The sequence below is a fragment of the Acidisphaera sp. L21 genome, assembly GCF_009765685.1.
In the GTDB taxonomy this organism is placed as follows: domain Bacteria; phylum Pseudomonadota; class Alphaproteobacteria; order Acetobacterales; family Acetobacteraceae; genus LMUY01.
The window spans coordinates 44,150-60,853 of the sequence record NZ_LMUY01000032.1; the positions used below are offsets into that span (position 1 = coordinate 44,150).

Annotated in this window: 13 protein-coding genes; 8 read left to right on the top strand and 5 right to left on the bottom strand. The window is 67.9% G+C overall.

From position 1 onward, the window contains the following. Positions 1 to 7 precede the first annotated feature (7 nt). From GSQ76_RS07900 to GSQ76_RS07910, 3 genes are all read right to left on the bottom strand, one after another. Positions 8 to 1,069 (bottom strand): nitronate monooxygenase, encoded by a 1,062-nt coding sequence (locus tag GSQ76_RS07900; protein WP_158743366.1) that lies wholly within the window; start codon positions 1,067 to 1,069, stop codon positions 8 to 10. Beyond that, entirely contained in the window at positions 1,066 to 2,217 is a 1,152-nt protein-coding gene (locus GSQ76_RS07905) for a YbfB/YjiJ family MFS transporter (protein WP_158743367.1), read from the bottom strand. Before GSQ76_RS07905 ends, GSQ76_RS07900 begins: the two co-directional genes overlap by 4 nt. A gap of 79 nt (positions 2,218 to 2,296) precedes the next feature. Next, positions 2,297 to 2,602, bottom strand: a complete 306-nt coding sequence (locus tag GSQ76_RS07910; protein WP_158743368.1) for a DUF1244 domain-containing protein — start codon at positions 2,600 to 2,602, stop codon at positions 2,297 to 2,299. 60 nt (positions 2,603 to 2,662) lie between these two features. On the opposite strand from GSQ76_RS07910, the gene GSQ76_RS07915 reads away from it, so the two are divergent. Next, positions 2,663 to 3,928, top strand: a complete 1,266-nt coding sequence (locus GSQ76_RS07915; RefSeq protein ID WP_158743369.1) for a glycerate kinase — start codon at positions 2,663 to 2,665, stop codon at positions 3,926 to 3,928. A 27-nt stretch (positions 3,929 to 3,955) separates the two neighbouring features. Next, entirely contained in the window at positions 3,956 to 5,374 is a 1,419-nt protein-coding gene (pyk, locus tag GSQ76_RS07920; RefSeq protein ID WP_158743370.1) for a pyruvate kinase, read from the top strand. Between the two features lie 6 nt (positions 5,375 to 5,380). Here the strand turns inward: pyk and GSQ76_RS07925 are convergent, their stop codons facing one another. Beyond that, entirely contained in the window at positions 5,381 to 6,289 is a 909-nt protein-coding gene (locus GSQ76_RS07925; RefSeq protein ID WP_158743371.1) for a glycosyltransferase family 2 protein, read from the bottom strand. Positions 6,290 to 6,482: 193 nt separating this feature from the next. Here GSQ76_RS07925 and cysD point away from each other — a divergent pair, with 193 nt between their 5' ends. Both cysD and cysC read left to right on the top strand, forming a co-directional pair. Then, the gene (gene cysD / locus GSQ76_RS07930) at positions 6,483 to 7,376 is read left to right on the top strand and encodes a sulfate adenylyltransferase subunit CysD (RefSeq protein WP_158743372.1); all 894 of its coding nucleotides are present in this window, start codon (positions 6,483 to 6,485) and stop codon (positions 7,374 to 7,376) included. Next, positions 7,376 to 9,202: an adenylyl-sulfate kinase gene (gene cysC / locus GSQ76_RS07935; RefSeq protein WP_158743373.1), complete on the top strand. Its 1,827-nt coding sequence runs from the start codon at positions 7,376 to 7,378 to the stop codon at positions 9,200 to 9,202. Before cysD ends, cysC begins: the two co-directional genes overlap by 1 nt. On the opposite strand, the gene GSQ76_RS07940 is transcribed toward cysC, so the two are convergent. Then, the gene (locus GSQ76_RS07940) at positions 9,199 to 10,278 is read right to left on the bottom strand and encodes an aspartate-semialdehyde dehydrogenase (RefSeq protein ID WP_254070296.1); all 1,080 of its coding nucleotides are present in this window, start codon (positions 10,276 to 10,278) and stop codon (positions 9,199 to 9,201) included. The two genes, cysC and GSQ76_RS07940, sit on opposite strands and share 4 nt — an antisense overlap. Before the next feature lie 273 nt (positions 10,279 to 10,551). On the opposite strand from GSQ76_RS07940, the gene GSQ76_RS07945 reads away from it, so the two are divergent. The 4 genes from GSQ76_RS07945 to GSQ76_RS07960 all read left to right on the top strand — a co-directional run bounded on the left by GSQ76_RS07945 (position 10,552) and on the right by GSQ76_RS07960 (position 16,694). Continuing rightward, complete coding sequence (locus GSQ76_RS07945) at positions 10,552 to 11,007, top strand: GNAT family N-acetyltransferase (RefSeq protein ID WP_158743374.1); 456 nt, start codon at positions 10,552 to 10,554, stop codon at positions 11,005 to 11,007. Between the two features lie 210 nt (positions 11,008 to 11,217). Further along, a complete protein-coding gene (locus tag GSQ76_RS07950) occupies positions 11,218 to 11,907 on the top strand; it encodes an ImuA family protein (protein ID WP_254070297.1) in 690 nt (229 codons plus the stop codon). Further along, complete coding sequence (locus tag GSQ76_RS07955; protein ID WP_158743375.1) at positions 11,828 to 13,330, top strand: DNA polymerase Y family protein; 1,503 nt, start codon at positions 11,828 to 11,830, stop codon at positions 13,328 to 13,330. The genes GSQ76_RS07950 and GSQ76_RS07955 overlap by 80 nt, the downstream gene beginning before the upstream one ends. Positions 13,331 to 13,415: 85 nt before the next feature. Continuing rightward, entirely contained in the window at positions 13,416 to 16,694 is a 3,279-nt protein-coding gene (locus GSQ76_RS07960; protein WP_216850956.1) for an error-prone DNA polymerase, read from the top strand. Positions 16,695 to 16,704 lie beyond the last annotated feature (10 nt).

Consider the following 16,704-nt stretch of genomic DNA (forward strand, 5'->3'; position numbering starts at 1 on the left):
GGGCAATCTAGGGCAGCAGGCGCTGCGCGTCTTCCCATAGCGTTTGCACGATGTCGGCGGCGGGGGCGGCGCGGGCCATGGCGGCGCCCATGCCGGCCCAGGCCTGCATGCGCTCTACATCATCGGCCTGTTGGGCAGCGGCGCGCATGGCGGTGGTGAGGCCGCGTTGCACTGGGTAGGGCTCCGGCGGGGGTGCGTTGGGGGCGAGGGTGTAGGCAGTGCCGAGGCTGCGGCCGAGGCGACCGCTGAAGGCGCGGGTTTGCACGGTGCCGCGCGTTGCGGCCTCGGCCAGGGCGGCAGCCCAGGCGGGGGCGATGTCGGCCTCGGGGCTGCGCAGGAGCGCGGTGCCGATTTGGACGGCGCTGGCGCCGAGCACCAGGGCAGCCGCAACGCCGCGGCCATCGGCAATGCCGCCGGTGGCGATCAGCGGTAGGTCGGTTTGGTCGGCGATCTGCGGCAGCAGGGCGAAGAGGGTGGCGGATTGGCGCTCGGCTGCGGCGGGGTCGAAGCTGCCGCGGTGGCCGCCGGCTTCGACGCCCTGCACGACCAGCGCGTCGGCGCCGGCGGCGGCGGCCTCGCGTGCCTCGACAGTCGTGGTGACGCAGGCGAACCAGGCGATGCCGCGCTGCTTCAGCTGGGCGACGAAGGGCGCCGGGTAGAGCCCCATGATGGAGGAAACGACGGCCGGGCCGGCCTGCAACAGCGCTTCGCACTGGGCGGCGAAATCGGCGGGCACGGCGTCGCCGGCCGTTTCGGGCACGATGGGGCCCCAGTGACCGAGGAAATCCCGCATCCGGGCCTCGGCCGCCGGGTCGCGCAACGGGGGCGGGTCGGGGATCCAAAGGTTGAGCTGGAAGGCGCCGTTTGTGGCGGCGCGCACGGTGCGGGCCCAGGTGGCGATGCCCGCCGGGTCCATCATCAGCGCGCCTGCGCCGCCCATGCCGCCTGCCCCAGCCACCGCAATGGCCAGCGCGGGCGGGCACGACCCGGCCATTGGCGCTTGCAGGATCGGGACGCGCAGGCCGAACCGATCGCAGAAAGCTTGGGCGCGGGCGCGGGGCGTGATCATGCGGCGATCCGGGATTGGAGGCGGAGGGACAACACCAGTTCTACCGCGATGGCGGCGGCCAGGGCGATCATGGCGGCCAGGAACAGGGCGGCATAGCCGTGCAAAGCGCCGAACAGCCAGGCCATGGCGTAGGCGCCAGCCGCCTGCCCCGCCGCCCAGGCGATCGTCGCCTGGGTCCAGCCGCGGGCGCGGGCGATCCCGTCACTGCCCGCCAGTTGGCCGACGCGGCCCAGCATGACGGCGCTGATCGCCGGGCCAAGGGCGCCGGAGACCAAGGCGGACAGGCCGACCACGAGCGGGGAAACCGATGCCAGCAGCGCGACGACGGTAGCCGCCTGCACCAGGATGATCCCGCGCATGGTGGCTGGCGGGCCGATGCGGTCCGCGATGCGCCCGGCGACCACGGCGCCACCCAGGGCGCCGACACCGTAGATCACCCAACTGAACGCGCCGGCGTCTATCCCTCGCCCCAGGCCGCGGGCCACGTAATCCGACAGGAACACCATGTGCGGGACCATGCCGACCGCGCTGAGCCCGTAGCTGAGCGAGATCGGGCCGAACCGGGTCGGCGAGCTGATGGGGGGCGCGATGATCGGCGGCGGCGCAGACGGCCAGCCGTTCCAGGCCAAGGCGGTCAGCACCAGGGACAGCGTTCCCAGGCCGAGCCAGGCGGCCGATAGGCTCCAATGCAGCATCGTCGGCACCAGCGTGCCGGACGCGGCGATGCCCAGGCCGACGCCGGTGATCATGAGCCCGCTGGCCAGCCCGCGGCGATTGGCGGGCACGTGCGCCATGACGGAAGCCGGGCCCAGGATCATCAGCAAGCCGCCGACGATGCCGGAAAGCAGGCGCCAGACGAAGAACCATAGGAATGGCAATGGGATGCTGCAGGCCAGCAGCGAGATCGCGGCCAGCAGCATCGCGAGCCGCACCATCTTCGGCGTGCCGAAGCGGACAGCCAGGCGACGGGACGCGAGCGCCCCTGCCAGGTAACCCAGCAAATTCGCCGCACCCAGATAGGCCGCAGCCCCCGGGGCGAACCAGCCATGCGAGATGAGCACCGGCAGCAACGGGGCGTAGGAGAAGCGGGCGAGGCCGACGCCCACCAGCACACCCATCATTGCGGTCGCGACCGACCGCCACGGCATCGTCTGGTCCGCTTGCATCCTGCAACGTTAGGCGAGACGGACTGGTGGTGTCATTCCCCCTGGCGATGGCAGATGCGCGCTACGGGTGGGTCGGCGCTTTGGCGAAGGCGGCCTGCTGCTCCGGCGTGGCGGGCCGTTGGTGCTGGGCTTGCCATTCCTTGTAGGGCATGCCGTAGACGATCTCCCGCGCCTCTGGGTCCGATAGGATGACGTCGCGGGACTCGGCGGCCTCGCGATACCAGCGGCTTAGGCAGTTGCGGCAGAAGCCGGCCAGATTCATCATGTCGATATTCTGCACGTCACTGCGTTCGCGCAGGTGCTCGGTCAGCCGGCGGAATGCGGCGGCTTCCAGCTCCAGGCGGGTCTGTGGGTCGATCGGGGTCATCGCGATTCCTCCTACCGGGGTATATGGCGGCGGCGTACGCCCTTCGCCATAGTGGCGGGCATGGGTTGGAACGACAACACGGCGCGCAGCCTGCTGCGGGGATTGTTCGACGCGGGCGTGCAGGCGGCGGACCCGGCGGCCGTGCTGGCAGCCCACCTGCCGATCAAGCCGACCGGGCGCTGCATCGTCGTCGGCGTCGGCAAATCCGCCGCCACCATGGCCGCTGCGTTGGAGGCCGCCTGGCCCGACGTGGATCTGCGCGGCATTGTCGTTACGCGCTACGGCCACGGGTTTGCCACACAGCGCATCCGCGTGCTGGAGGCGAGCCATCCCGTCCCGGATGCCGCTAGCGAAGCCGGTGCCCGGGCGCTGATGGCGGAGGTTGCGGGGCTGGGGCCGGATGATCTGGTGATCGCGCTGATCTCCGGCGGCGGGTCCGCGCTGGCGGCGCTGCCGGGTCCGGGGCTGAGCCTGGCGGACAAGCAGGCGGTCAATGCCTCGCTGCTTCGATCGGGCGCGCCGATCGGGGTGATGAATGCCGTGCGCAAGCATCTGTCGGGGATCAAGGCCGGGCGGCTGGCCGCGGCGGCGGCTCCGGCGCGGGTGGTGACATTGGTGATTTCCGACGTGCCGGGGGATGACCCGGCGGTGATCGCCAGCGGCCCCACGGTGCCTGGCGCGCCGAGCCGTGCGGCAGTGCGGGCGATGGTGGCGCAGTATGGCGTGGAATTGCCACCGGCCGCCGCGGCATTGCTGGCCGGCGAGGCGAACCTGCCGCCGATCGCGGGTCCGGTGGATGTCCGCATGATCGCAACGCCGGCCATGGCGCTGGAGGCCGCGGCACAGGCAGTGCGGGAGGCTGGGGCGACGCCGATGATCCTGGGCGATGCGCTGGAGGGGGAGAGCCGCGAGCTTGGCACCGTGATGGCCGGCATCGCCCGCAGCATCCGCACCCATGGCCATCCGGCGCCGGCGCCCTGCGTCCTGCTGTCCGGTGGGGAAGCGACCGTGACGATCGGCGCGCGCAAACCGGGGCGTGGCGGGCGGAATACCGAATTTTTGCTGAGCCTGGCGGTCGCATTGCAAGGACTGCCGAATATCTGGGCCGTCGCCGGCGACACGGACGGGATCGACGGCACGGAGGACGCTGCCGGGGCCATCGTCACACCTTCGACGCTGGCGCGTGCTACGGCCGCAGGGGTTGACCCGGCGACCTGCCTGGCGGCCCATGACAGCTACAGCCTGTTCGACGCCGTGGGCGACCTGATCCGCACCGGGCCCACCCTGACCAACGTGAACGATTTCCGCGCGATCCTGGTCACCTGAGGAGTAAGTCCACTGGCCCCTATCAAAATGCGCCGCCGCCGGCGCACGAAGATCGTTGCCACGCTTGGCCCGTCGAGCAGTTCGGCCGAGATGCTGGGACGGCTGTTTCGTGGCGGGGCGGATGTTTTTCGCCTGAATTTTAGCCACGGCACGCATGAGGGCCATGCCGCCAATATCGCGCTGATCCGGGCGCTGGAGGAAGAGACGGGGCGCCCGATCGGCATCCTGGCCGACGTGCAGGGGCCGAAGCTGAGGGTGGGCAAGTTCCAGGCCGGGCGGGTGAGCCTGCAGACCGGCCAGGCCTTCCGGCTGGATTTGTCGCCAGTGCCGGGCGATGCGCGCCGGGTGCAGTTGCCGCACCCGGAAATCATGGTCGCCGCCGGGATCGGCACCACCCTGCTGCTGGATGACGGCAAGCTGCGGCTGCGCGTGTCGCACAAGCGGGACGACCACCTGGAATGCGAGATCGTCACTGGGGGCACGCTGTCCGACCGAAAGGGCGTCAACGTGCCGGACGTGGTGCTGCCGATCCCGGCGCTGACGAAGAAAGACCACGAGGATCTGCGTTTCGCCCTGGATCACGGGGTGGACTATATCGGCCTGTCGTTCGTGCAGCGGCCGGAGGATGTGGCCGAGGCACGGTCGATCGCGGATGGCCGCGCCTGGATCATGACCAAGCTGGAAAAGCCACAGGCGTTGGACAATCTGGACGGCATCCTGGCGCTGTCCGATGCGGTGATGGTGGCGCGCGGCGATCTGGGCGTGGAGTTGCCGCCGGAGGAAGTGCCGCTGGCGCAGAAGCGCATCGTGCGGGCGGCGCGGCAGCTCGGTATTCCCGTGGTGGTGGCGACGCAGATGCTGGAGAGCATGATCAGCGCCCCCGCCCCTACCCGCGCCGAGGCGTCCGACGTGGCGACGGCGGTGTTCGACGGGGCGGATGCGGTGATGCTGAGCGCGGAGACGGCCGCCGGGCAGTTTCCCTACGAGGCGGTGAACATGATGGACCGCATCATCGACCGGGTGGAACGTGACCCAGGCTGGCGCGAGTTGTGTGAGAGCAGCCGCCCGCCACCGGAGCGCACCATCTCCGACGCGATCGCCGCTGCCGCGCGGCAGATCGCCAAGACGATCGATGCGAAGGCGATTGCCGCCTACACGATGTCCGGCTCGACCGCGCTGCGCATCGCCCGCACCCGGCCGGATTGCCCGGTGCTGGGGATGACGACCGAGCAGAAGACTGCCCGCCGCATGGCCGTCGTGTGGGGCGTGCACGCGGTGGTGACGCCGACGGAAACGCACACCATGACCGAAACCGTCAGCCGGGCCACCCGCACGGCCCGCAGCGAGGGGTTTGCGGCGCATGGCGACACGATCGTGGTGGCGGCCGGCGTCCCGTTCGGCCAGGCCGGGACGACGAATGCGCTGCGTGTCGCGTCGGTGAAGTAGCGGCCGCTAAAGGTCCAGCACGCGGGTGGGGCGGATCGTGCCGGCGAGCAGTTCGCGCAGCGCGATCATGTTGCCCCGCAAGCGGCCTGGGCGGTCGACATATGGCTCGGGGAAGAAATACTTGGCGGTGTTGGCGATGATGTTCTTGCTGACGGAAATGATCGCGTCCCGCTGCGGCATCGAGCCTTTGCGCACCAAATAGACCGGGTTGCTCACCTGCGAGTAGCCCAGCCGGGTGCCGGAGCCGCGGCCCAGCTTCACGCCCAGATGCACGCCGCGCGCGCCGGGCAGCTTGACGATGCGGCCGTGGGCGCCGGCGCGGACGCAGAAATCCACGTCCTCCAACCAGCCATAGAAGGGAAGGTTGGGGTCGAACCGCATGGCGGTGCTGCGGATGAAGGCGAGGCGGATGGCCATGTTGCAGCCATAGCCGTTGCGCACGAGGGTCATCGCCGCCGGGACCGCGGTTTCGGGCTGCGCGGCCAGCACGTCTCGCCCGTATTCCGCGGTGAGCCCGGGTCCTTTGATGCCATCGACCAGAACCTCACCGGTGGTGACGGCGATGTCGTGGTTGGACAGGAAGGCGGCGGCGGTGGCGGCGATGTAGTCCGGCATCGGCAGGAAATCGTCGTCGAAGAACAGAACGATGTCGGACCCGTCATCGGCCAGACGGTCGAGAATGGCGTTGCGCTGGTTGCACAGCCCGGCGGCCACGCAAACAAGTTCGAGGCCATCAACGGGCACGAGGCCCGCCACGTCCGATGCGTCGGTGTGGGCGATGATGATGCGGCTGGGGCGCTGGGTTTGCGCTTGCAGTTCGGCGATCGTTTCGCGCAGCACCGCGGCGCGTCCTTTGGTGGCGATGCCGACGGCCACGGCTAGCGTGGTTCGCGCAATGGGGGGCCGAACCGTCACGGACTCATGCAAATCTGCCCCCATTCGGCTGCCCCGGTGCAATGCGGGCGATACATCCGGCGGAGGGGCGAAGGATCACAAAAGCTGGGCCCGTTCAACCGGAATCCGCGTGGCCTTGCCGGTTGGCGGCGGGATGCCGCATATATCAGCCTAGCTGCCGTTTTTGAGCCGCATGCCACAGCATAGGAAACCGATGCGCTATCTGTCCTATCTTGAGGCGGAATCGATCCACATCCTTCGGGAAGTGGTGGCGCAATGCCGCCTCCCGGTGATGCTGTATTCGGTGGGCAAGGATTCCTCCGTCATGCTGCATCTGGCGCAGAAGGCGTTTGCGCCGGGCCCGATCCCGTTTGCGCTGCTGCATGTCGATACCGGCTGGAAGTTCCGCGAGATGATCGCGTTCCGGGACGAGACGGCGCGGCGGCTGGGACTGAACTTGTTGGTGCATACCAATGAGGAGGGTCGGCGCGCCGGAGTGAACCCGTTCGATTCCGGATCCTCCCACTACACGCAGGTGATGAAGACGGAGGCGCTGAAGCAGGCGCTGGGCGCGCATGGGTTCGATGCGGCGTTTGGCGGGGCGCGGCGGGATGAGGAGGTGTCGCGGGCGAAGGAGCGGATTTTCTCGTTCCGTACGGCGAGCCAGGAATGGGACCCGAAGAACCAGCGGCCGGAGTTTTGGCAGGCGTATAATGGGCGGGTGAAAGCGGGGGAATCGATCCGGGTGTTCCCGCTGTCGAATTGGACCGAATTGGATATCTGGGCCTACATCCAGCAGGAGGAGATCCCGATCGTCCCGCTGTATTTCGCGCAGGACCATCAGGTGGTGGAGCGGGACGGCAGCCTGATCGTGGTGCATGACGAGCGCATGCGGCTGGCGCCCGGTGAGGTGCCGCAGACGCGGCGGCTGCGGTTTCGCTCATTGGGTTGCTATCCGCTGACGGGGGCGATGCCGTCTGACGCCACGAGCATTGCCGAGATCATCGCGGAGATGCAGGCGGTCCGCACGTCCGAACGGGGTGGGCGGCTGATCGACCGGGACGAGGCGAGTTCGATGGAGAAGAAGAAGCGGGAGGGGTATTTCTAGTGGAGCCGGATCTGCTCCGCTTCATCACCTGCGGCAGCGTGGATGATGGGAAGTCGACCCTGATCGGGCGGCTGCTGCACGAGACGCGGCTGATCCTGGACGACCAGGCGGCGACGCTGGCGCGGGATAGCCGGCGGCACGGCACCACGGGGGATGAGGTCGATTACGCCCTATTGGTGGACGGGCTGCAGGCGGAGCGGGAGCAGGGCATCACCATCGATGTCGCCTATCGGTTCATCACCACGCCGCGGCGCCGCTTCATCGTGGCGGACACGCCGGGCCACGAGCAGTACACGCGGAATATGGCCACGGGGGCGTCCACTGCCGATCTGGCCATTCTGCTGGTGGATGCGCGGCATGGGCTGGTGACGCAGACGCGGCGGCATTCGCTGATCGTGAGCCTGCTGGGGATCCGGCAGATCGTGCTGGCGGTGAACAAGATCGATTTGGTGGGGTTCGACCCGGCGGTGTTCGAGCGGATCGTGGCCGAGTATGCCCAATTCAGCGCCGGCCTGGGATTCGATGCGGTGACGGCGATCCCGCTATCCGCCCGCTATGGCGACAATGTCGTGGCGCGCAGCGTGCGGACGCCGTGGTACGTAGGGCTGGCCTTGCTGGAGCATTTGGAGACGGTGCAGCCGGCCAGCCAGGTGGCGCAGCCGTTTCGCATGCCGGTGCAGTTGGTGAGCCGGCCGGATTCGGAGTTCCGCGGCTATAGCGGCACGGTTGCGGCCGGTGGCGTGCGGGTGGGCGAGCGCGTTGCTGCCACCGCCGGGTCATCGGCCGTGGCGCGCATTCTGGTGGCGGGCGTGGAGGCGGAGGCGGCGGAAACCGGGCAAGCCGTGACGATCGCGCTGGTCGAGCCGCTGGATATTTCCCGTGGAGATGTGCTGACGGCGGACAACGCGCCGCTGGAGCGATCGGACCAGTTCCAGGCCCGGCTGGTATGGGTGGATGCGCGGCCGCTGTCTGCCGGTCGCACCTATTGGTTCCAGATCGGCACGGCGCTGGTGCCGGGTAGCGTGACCCGGATTCGCCATCGCATCGCCGTCAACACGCAGGAGAAGGTGAGCGCGACGGAGTTGGCGATGAACGACATCGCCGTGGTGAACGTGTCGCTGCAATCGCCGGTCGCCTTCGCGCCGTTCGCGGAAAACCGCATGCTGGGCGGTTTCATCATCATCGACCGCGAGACCAATGCCACCGCCGCCGCCGGGATGATCGAGTTCGCGCTGACACGGGCTGCGAACCTGACCTGGCAACCCACGGTGATCGATAAGGCCGCCCGCGCCCGGCTGAAGCAACAGACCCCGGTGGTGGTGTGGTTCACCGGGCTATCCGGTGCCGGGAAATCCGCGATCGCCAACCTGGTGGAGCAGAAACTGTATGCGCGGGGGCTGCACAGCACGCTGCTGGACGGCGACAATGTGCGCCACGGTCTGAATCGCGACCTGGGCTTCACCCCGGCGGACCGGGTGGAGAATATCCGTCGCGTGGCAGAGGTGGCGACGCTGTTCCTGGATGCCGGGCTGATCGTGCTGTGCTGCTTCATCTCCCCCTACCGGGCGGAGCGGCAGATGGCGCGCGAGTTGGTGGGGGATGGCGAATTCATCGAGGTGTTCGTCGATACGCCAGTGGAGGAATGCCGACGGCGCGACGTGAAGGGGCTGTATGCCAAGGCCGATGCCGGGCTGATCCGGAACTTTACCGGCGTGAGCGCACCCTATGAAGCGCCAGAGCAGCCGGAGTTGGTGTTGCATACTTCAACCGCCAGCGCCGATGCGCTGGCGGACCAGGTGGTGGCCCGGCTGCTCGGCGGGGGCTAGCGCTTCAGCAGCGCCTCGGCGATTTGCACCGCGTTGAGGGCGGCGCCCTTCAGCAATTGGTCGCCCGCAACAAAAATCGCCAGGGTGCGGCCGGAGGGGTCGCCCAGGTCGCGGCGGATGCGGCCGACCAGCACGTCATCTTGGCCGGAGGCTTCGGACGGCATGGGGTAGTGGTTGGTGGCCATGTCGTCGACCAGGCGCACGCCGGATGCGGTGGCGAGGAGGGCGCGGGCTTCCTCGGCGGTGACGACCTCATCGAACTCAATGGTCAGGGCCATGGCGTGCGCGCGCAGCACGGGGACGCGGATGCAGGTGATGCCGATCGGGAGTTGGATGGCATCCAGGATGCGGCGGGTTTCGGCGACGAATTTCAGTTCCTCGCCGTTATGGCCGGTGGCCGGGTCCATGTCGGCGTTGTGGCTGAAGAGGTTGAACGCGTAGGGGTGGGGTAGCACCTGCGGCGCGTATGCCTCACCAGCGAGGTAGGCGGCGGTGGAGAGGCGGAGTTCCTCCATGGCCGCGGCGCCGGCGCCCGAGGCGGCCTGGTAGGTTGCGGCTGTGAGCCGGCGGATGGGGTGGGCGCGGTGCAACGGGGCCAGGGCGACCGTGGCGATGGCGGCGACGCAGTTCGGGTTGGCGATGATGCCGCGATGCCGGGCCAGGGTGGCGCCATTCACCTCCGGCACGACCAGCGGCACGTCCGGGTCCATGCGGAAGGCGGAGGAGTTGTCCACCACCACCGCGCCCGCCTTGACCGCCACGGCGGCATAGCGCTTGGAAATGCTGCTGCCGGCGGAGAACAGGGCGAGGTCGACGCCGTCGAAGCTCGCCTCGGTGAGTTCTTCCACAGCGATGGTTTCGCCGCGGAAGGACATGGTGCGGCCGGCGGAGCGTGCGGAGGCCAGCAGACGCAGCCGGCCGACCGGGAAGCCGCGCGCCTCCAGGCAGGTCAGCAATTCCACGCCGACGGCGCCGGTTGCACCGACGATCGCCACGGTGGGGGCGGCTGCCGGGATCTGTCTGGACGGCGCCATGGTTGGATGTTCGAGGGCTTGTCGTTCGAGGGGGTTCAGCATGATGTCTCTTCTTCCGTGAAGCCGGGAGAGACGGGTGCCAAGAGTGTGCAGCGGCCCCGTCCGTTTTCCGGCGGGGCCTTCTGGGGTCGCTATGCCGCGGAGATTACCGCACGCGCACCCAGAGACGCCCCGCCGGAGCGGTGGTCTTGGTCATGCGCTTGAGGGTGGTCGTTGCGAACATGGATGCAGGGATACGGGAGGTGGCGGGGCGTCGTCAACTGGGATGGTCGGTGGCGGCTTTCCCATGACCGTCCGGCGCGGCAGGGTGTTGGTATGAGGCAAGATGATCCCCGGCCGGCCACTCGCGACGATCTGCAGGCGGTGGAGACGATCGTTCGGGCGGCCTATTCGCATTACGTGGCGCGCATTGGGCGGCAGCCGGGGCCGATGCTGGACGATTACGGCGCGCTGATCGAGCAAGGTCTGGTGCGGGTCGCCGAGCATGAGGGTGCCGTGCAAGGCGTGCTCGTGCTGGTTCCGGAGGAGGGTGCGATGCTGCTGGATAACGTGGCCGTCTCGCCGGATGCGCAGGGGCTTGGGCTGGGTCGCAGGATGCTGGAGTTTGCCGAGCGGGCGGCCAGGGCGGCGGGGTATCGCTCGATCACGCTGTACACGAACGAGGCGATGGTCGAGAATATCGGGCTGTATTCCCGCATCGGCTACGTGGAGACGCATCGGGCCGTGGAGAAGGGATTGCGGCGCGTCTACATGGCGAAGCCGCTGGCGTAATCGCGCTAGAGGGCGAGTCGCATCTGACGGCGCAGGAAAACAATCCATCTTTTTGACTCATAACGACTCTTTCTGAATCTTCTTGGGACTACCTTCCCAAGCCCAATTGTTCTCTATACGTTCCTTCTGAGCGAGGAGCACCCCACTATTCCCCCCACCGCCACCCTCGACCGTTTGCGCGATCGCATCGCCCGGCTGGAACGGCGGCCCGTGGTGCGGGCCGATGTGCTGCGGTTCGGCGTGACGCAGATCGACCAGCATTTGCCCGGTGGCGGGTTGCTGAACGGGGCGCTGCACGAGGTTGCCGGGGATGGCCCGGATGTCGAGCACGGGGCGGCGGCGGCGCTGTTGCTGGCCGGGTTGCTGGCCCGGCGGCGGGGGCCGGTGCTGTGGGCAGTGATGCGCAACGACCTGTTCGCCCCTGCCCTGGCTGCCGCCGGGCTGCAGCCGGACCGGGTGATCTTCGCCGAGGCCGGCAGTGCCGTTCTGCTGGTGATGGAGGAAGCGTTGCGCCACCCGGGCCTCGCTGGCGTGGTGGGGGAAGTGGGGCGCATGGGGCTGACCGCATCGCGCCGGCTGCAACTGGCGGCGGAGGGCTCGGGCGTTACCGTGTTCGCTCTGCGCCGGTTTCGCCGCGCCGCCGACCCGGCATTGGCCGAGCCGAACGCCGCGGTTACGCGCTGGCGGGTGGCAGCCCTGCCCTCGCCGCCGCCGATTCCGCATGCGCCCGACGTGCCAGGATTGGCGCGGGCGCGATGGCGGCTCGACCTGATGCGCTGCCGCGGTGGCGTGCCTGCAACCTGGACCGTGGAGGCGTGTGATGCGCAGGGTCGTCTCGCTTTGGTTACCGAGTTTTCCGACCGATCGGCTGCGCCGGCACAGCAGCGCACCGCCGGTTGAGGCGCCGCTGGTCACCCGGCTGCATGATGGGCGGCGCATGGTGATCGGGGCGGTGGATGCGGCGGCGGGGGCGTTGGGGCTGCACGTCGGCATGGCGTTGGCGCATGCGCAGGCCATGGTGCCCGATTTGCAGATCGCGGATGCCGACCCGGCGGGTGATGCCGCGGCGCTGGGGCGGTTGGCGGCCTGGTGCCTGCGCCTGTCGCCGATGACCGCGCCGGATACGGACGGCGTGTGGATCGACGCCACCGGGTGCGCCCATTTGCATGGGGGCGAGGCGGCCATGTTGGACAGCTTGCTGGGCCGGTTGGCCGCGGATGGCATGACTGCCCGTGCTGCCATCGCCGACACGCCGGGTGCGGCGCATGCGCTGGCCCGGCATGGCGCCGGGTTGGTGACGGTGGTGGCGCCGGGGGGTGTGACCCGGGCGCTGGATCCCCTGCCGGTGGCGTCGTTGCGGCTGGCGGCGGATGCGGTGGCGACGCTGCGGCGGTTGGGGTTGGAGCAGGTGGCGGATTTGGCTGCCTTGCCGCGCGGCCCGCTGGCCCGGCGGTTCGGCGCTGCCGTGTTGCAGCGGTTGGACCAGGCGATGGGGCGGGTGGCGGAGCCGATTACGCCGGTGGTGCCGCCGGACATGCCGCAGGCCCGGATGGCGTTTGCCGAACCGTTGCTGACGGCGGAAAGCTTCGTTGCCGTAATCGGCGCGTTGGTCGGCCAGGTGTGCACGCTGCTGGAGCGGACCGGGTTGGGCGCGCGGCATTTGGATCTGTTGTTCGAGCGGGTGGACGGCACGGTCACCGCCATTCGCGCCGGCACCGCCCGGCCGTCCCGCGACGCCCGCCATTTGGGCCGATTGCTGGAGGAGCAGGTCGAGACGATCGACCCCGGCCTGGGCGTGGACGCGCTGCGCCTGGCAGTGCCGTTCGCCGAGCCGCTGGCCTACGTCCAGGTAGCGAATTTGGCGGCGGAGACGGAGGCGGATGTGGCGATGCTGGTGGACCGGCTGTCCAACCGGCTGGGGGCCGGCCGGGTGTGGCGGGCAGCGGCGGTGGAAAGCGATGTGCCGGAACGCTCGGTGCGTCACGTGTCTGCGGTGGCGCCGCCGGGTGGGGCGGCGTGGCCGGCATGGCCGCGGCCGGCGCGACTGATCCATCCGCCGCAGCCGGTGCAGATGCTGTCTGGATTACCCGACCGGCCGCCGACTGCTTTTACCTGGCGGCGGCATCGGCATCATGTGCGTCGGGCGGATGGGCCGGAGCGGATTGCTGGCGAGTGGTGGCGGCGCGATGCGGAAATCGGCGCGGTGCGGGATTATTGGCAGGTGGAGGTGGAAGGTGGTCGCCGCTTCTGGCTGTACCGGCGGGGCGATGGCAACGGGACCGAGAGCGGGGATTTGCAGTGGTTCATGCATGGGGTGTTTTGAGGGGCCTTGAGATAAGGGGTCAAAGGGGATGACTATCCCTTTCGGGTGCAGGGCCGCGCCCTGCCACTAAGGGTTGTCCTACGTCATGACCAATGTTCTGCAATTTCCGGAACGCCTGGACACCACGCCACCGCCAGTGCCGGTTGTGCGGTATGCGGAGTTGCAGGTGACGTCCAACTACTCGTTCCTGCGCGGGGCGAGCCATCCGGAGGAATTGCTGCTGACGGCGAAGGTGCTGGGGCATTTCGCGCTGGCGGTGACGGACCGGAATACGCTGGCGGGGGTGTTGCGCTCGCATGGGCGGGCGATCGAGGCGGAGATGCGCTTCATCGTGGGGTGCAGGCTGGATTTGCGGGATGGCACGTCGTTGCTCGCGTATCCCACCGACCGGCCAGCCTATTCGCGGCTGTGCCAGATGCTGACGCGGGGCAAGTCACGGGCTGGCAAGGGGGCTTGCTGGCTGGATTGGGATGATGTGGTGGAGCATGGCGAGGGATTGATCGCGATCCTGCTACCCGGCGGGGCGGATGCTGACAATCTACGCCGGTTGCATCGTGTCTTTGGCGATCGCGGCCATGTGGCGCTCACATTGCGGCGGCGGCCTGGTGATGCGGTGCGGCTGCGGCAATTGGCGGACATGGCGCAGGCGGCGCAGGTCGCCACCGTCGTTACGGGCGATGTGCTGTATCATGCGCCGGAACGCCGGATGCTGCAGGATGTGATGAGCTGTATCCGCGAAGGCTGCACCATCGATGATTCCGGGCATCGGTTGGAACGCTTTGCCGACCGCCATTTGCAGTCTCCGGCGGAAATGGCGCGGCTGTTCGGGGATTATCCGGAAGCGTTGGCACGAACGATCGATATTGCCGAGCGCTGCCGGTTTTCCCTGGCGGATTTGCAATATCAGTATCCGAACGAGACCGAACTACCCGGCGAGAACGCACAGCAAGCGTTGGAGCGTCATACCTGGGCCAGCGTGCCGACCCGATTCCCGGGCGGCGCGCCGGATAAGGTCCAGGATCAGCTTAAACATGAATTGGCGCTGATTGCGGAGATGCGATACGCGCCGTATTTCCTGACTGTCAATACGATCGTGCGGCAAGCCAAGGCGATGGGCATTCTTTGCCAGGGCCGTGGCTCCGCGGCCAATTCGGCGGTGTGCTACGTGTTGGGGATCACTGCCATCGACCCGGTGGAAAGCGGCCTGTTGTTCGAACGCTTCGTTTCCACCGATCGTCGTGAACCGCCGGATATCGACGTGGATTTCGAGCACGAGCGGCGGGAGGAAATCATCCAATGGATCTACGCGCATTATGGCCGCACACGTGCGGCGCTGTGCGCCACCGTGATCCGTTACCGATCGCGCGGGGCGGTGCGGGAGGTGGGCAAAGTGATGGGCCTGACGGAGGATGTGACGGCAGCGCTGGCGTCCCAGGTCTGGGGATGGTCGGAGGATGGTGTGGAGGATGGACACGCTGAACAGCTCAACCTCAATTTGGCGGATCGTAGGCTGCGCCTCACGTTGGAGTTGTCGCGAGAGCTGATCCACCATCCGCGGCATTTGTCGCAGCATCCTGGCGGTTTCGTGCTGACGCAGGATCTGTTGGCCGATCTCGTGCCGGTCGAACCGGCATCCATGAAAGATCGGCAGGTCATCGAGTGGGACAAAGACGACATCGACATATTGAAGTTCATGAAGGTCGATATATTGGGCTTGGGTATGCTGGGCTGCCTGCGCCGCGCTTTCGATTTGATCGATCAGCATCACGGCAAGCGCTATGACATCGCCGCCATTCCGCTGGATGACAAGCCGACGTACGAGATGATCCAGAAAGCCGATACGCTGGGCACGTTCCAGATCGAAAGCCGTGCCCAGATGTCGATGCTGCCGCGGCATAAGCCGAATAAGCTGTACGACCTCACCATCCAGGTCGCGATCGTACGGCCGGGACCGATCCAGGGGGATATGGTGCATCCGTATTTGCGGCGACGGATGAACTTGGAAAAACCGGATTACCCAACGCCGGAATTGAAGGCCGTACTGGAGCGCACGTTGGGCGTGCCGCTGTTTCAGGAACAGGCGATGCGGGTGGCTATCGTCTGCGCCGGGTTCTCTGCCAACAAGGCGGACCAGCTTCGCCGGTCCATGGCGACGTTCAAGGTTACGGGCGGGGTGGGACAATTCCGCGACGACATGATCAATGGGATGATCAGCAACGGCTACACGGCGGAATTTGCCGAACGCACGTTCAATCAGATCAAGGGTTTTGGGTCGTATGGGTTTCCGGAAAGCCACGCGGCGTCATTCGCGCTGATTGCCTATGCCAGCGCGTGGGTGAAGCGGCATCATCCGGACTCGTTCTGCGCGGCGTTGCTGAATGCGCAGCCGATGGGGTTCTACGCACCGTCGCAAGTGGCGCGGGATGCGCGGCAGCATGGGGTGGATGTGCGACACGCCTGCGTCAACGCCAGCGAATGGGATTGTACGCTGGAGGATGCGGTCGGGAAGTACAAGGCGGTGCGGTTGGGTCTGCGGATGATCAAGGGGTTGGCGGAGGTGCAGGCCAAGACGATCATCGGGCGCCGGGGCGCCGGGTATGGCTCGGTGGAGGATGTGTGGCGCCGGGCTGCGGTGCCGGTGTCGGCGCTGGAGCGGCTGGCGGAGGCGGATGCGTTCGCGGGGTTGGGCGCCGACCGGCGGCAGGCCCTGTGGGTGATCCGCGGGCTAGGCGAACCGCCACCGCCTTTGCTGGCGATGGCCGCGGAGCCCGCGGTGGCACTGCGCCCGATGACCGAAGGGCGGGAGGTGGTGGAGGATTACCAATCCACCGGCCTCACGCTGCGCCACCACCCGCTGCATTTCCTGCGGAAGGAGTTGGGGCGCCGCGGGATGGTGCCGTGCGTCGCGTTGGCGTCGGGCCGCGCAGGGCGCCGGGTCACCGTGGCGGGGATCGTGCTGGTGCGGCAGCGGCCCGGCAGTGCAAAGGGCGTCATGTTCATCACGATCGAGGATGAAACCGGGATCGCCAACCTGGTGCTATGGCCCGACCAGTTCGAGAAGCAGCGAAGGCTTGTCCTATCCGCCAGCATGATCGCCTGCCACGGCAAGGTGCAGCGGGAGGGCGATGTGATCCATGTCGTGGTGGAGACATTGACCGATTTGTCGGCAGAGCTGCGATCGGTGGGGGCGCGGGACCTGCCGTTTCCAATCGAGCGTGGGCGGGGAGATGGGGCCACCCACCCCGCCAGCGGCGATTCGCGGGAGCAGGTGGACAAGGCGCGGTTTCGCACGCGCGACATTTACGTGCCGGACCGGCCAGCCAAGGAGGTGGGAATCAAAGTGCCGACGCGGGATTTCCGTTGAAGCGGCACCG

Bases quoted from the DNA above. Each gene is read 5' to 3' on its own strand.
- GSQ76_RS07900 (WP_158743366.1), bottom strand. From the start codon at position 1,069: ATGATCACGCCCCGCGCCCGCGCCCAAGCTTTCTGCGATCGGTTCGGC.
- GSQ76_RS07905 (WP_158743367.1), bottom strand. From the start codon at position 2,217: ATGCCGTGGCGGTCGGTCGCGACCGCAATGATGGGTGTGCTGGTGGGC.
- GSQ76_RS07910 (WP_158743368.1), bottom strand. From the start codon at position 2,602: ATGACCCCGATCGACCCACAGACCCGCCTGGAGCTGGAAGCCGCCGCA.
- GSQ76_RS07915 (WP_158743369.1), top strand. From the start codon at position 2,663: ATGGGTTGGAACGACAACACGGCGCGCAGCCTGCTGCGGGGATTGTTC.
- pyk (WP_158743370.1), top strand. From the start codon at position 3,956: ATGCGCCGCCGCCGGCGCACGAAGATCGTTGCCACGCTTGGCCCGTCG.
- cysD (WP_158743372.1), top strand. From the start codon at position 6,483: ATGCGCTATCTGTCCTATCTTGAGGCGGAATCGATCCACATCCTTCGG.
- GSQ76_RS07940 (WP_254070296.1), bottom strand. From the start codon at position 10,278: ATGCTGAACCCCCTCGAACGACAAGCCCTCGAACATCCAACCATGGCG.
- GSQ76_RS07945 (WP_158743374.1), top strand. From the start codon at position 10,552: ATGAGGCAAGATGATCCCCGGCCGGCCACTCGCGACGATCTGCAGGCG.
- GSQ76_RS07955 (WP_158743375.1), top strand. From the start codon at position 11,828: ATGCGCAGGGTCGTCTCGCTTTGGTTACCGAGTTTTCCGACCGATCGG.
- GSQ76_RS07960 (WP_216850956.1), top strand. From the start codon at position 13,416: ATGACCAATGTTCTGCAATTTCCGGAACGCCTGGACACCACGCCACCG.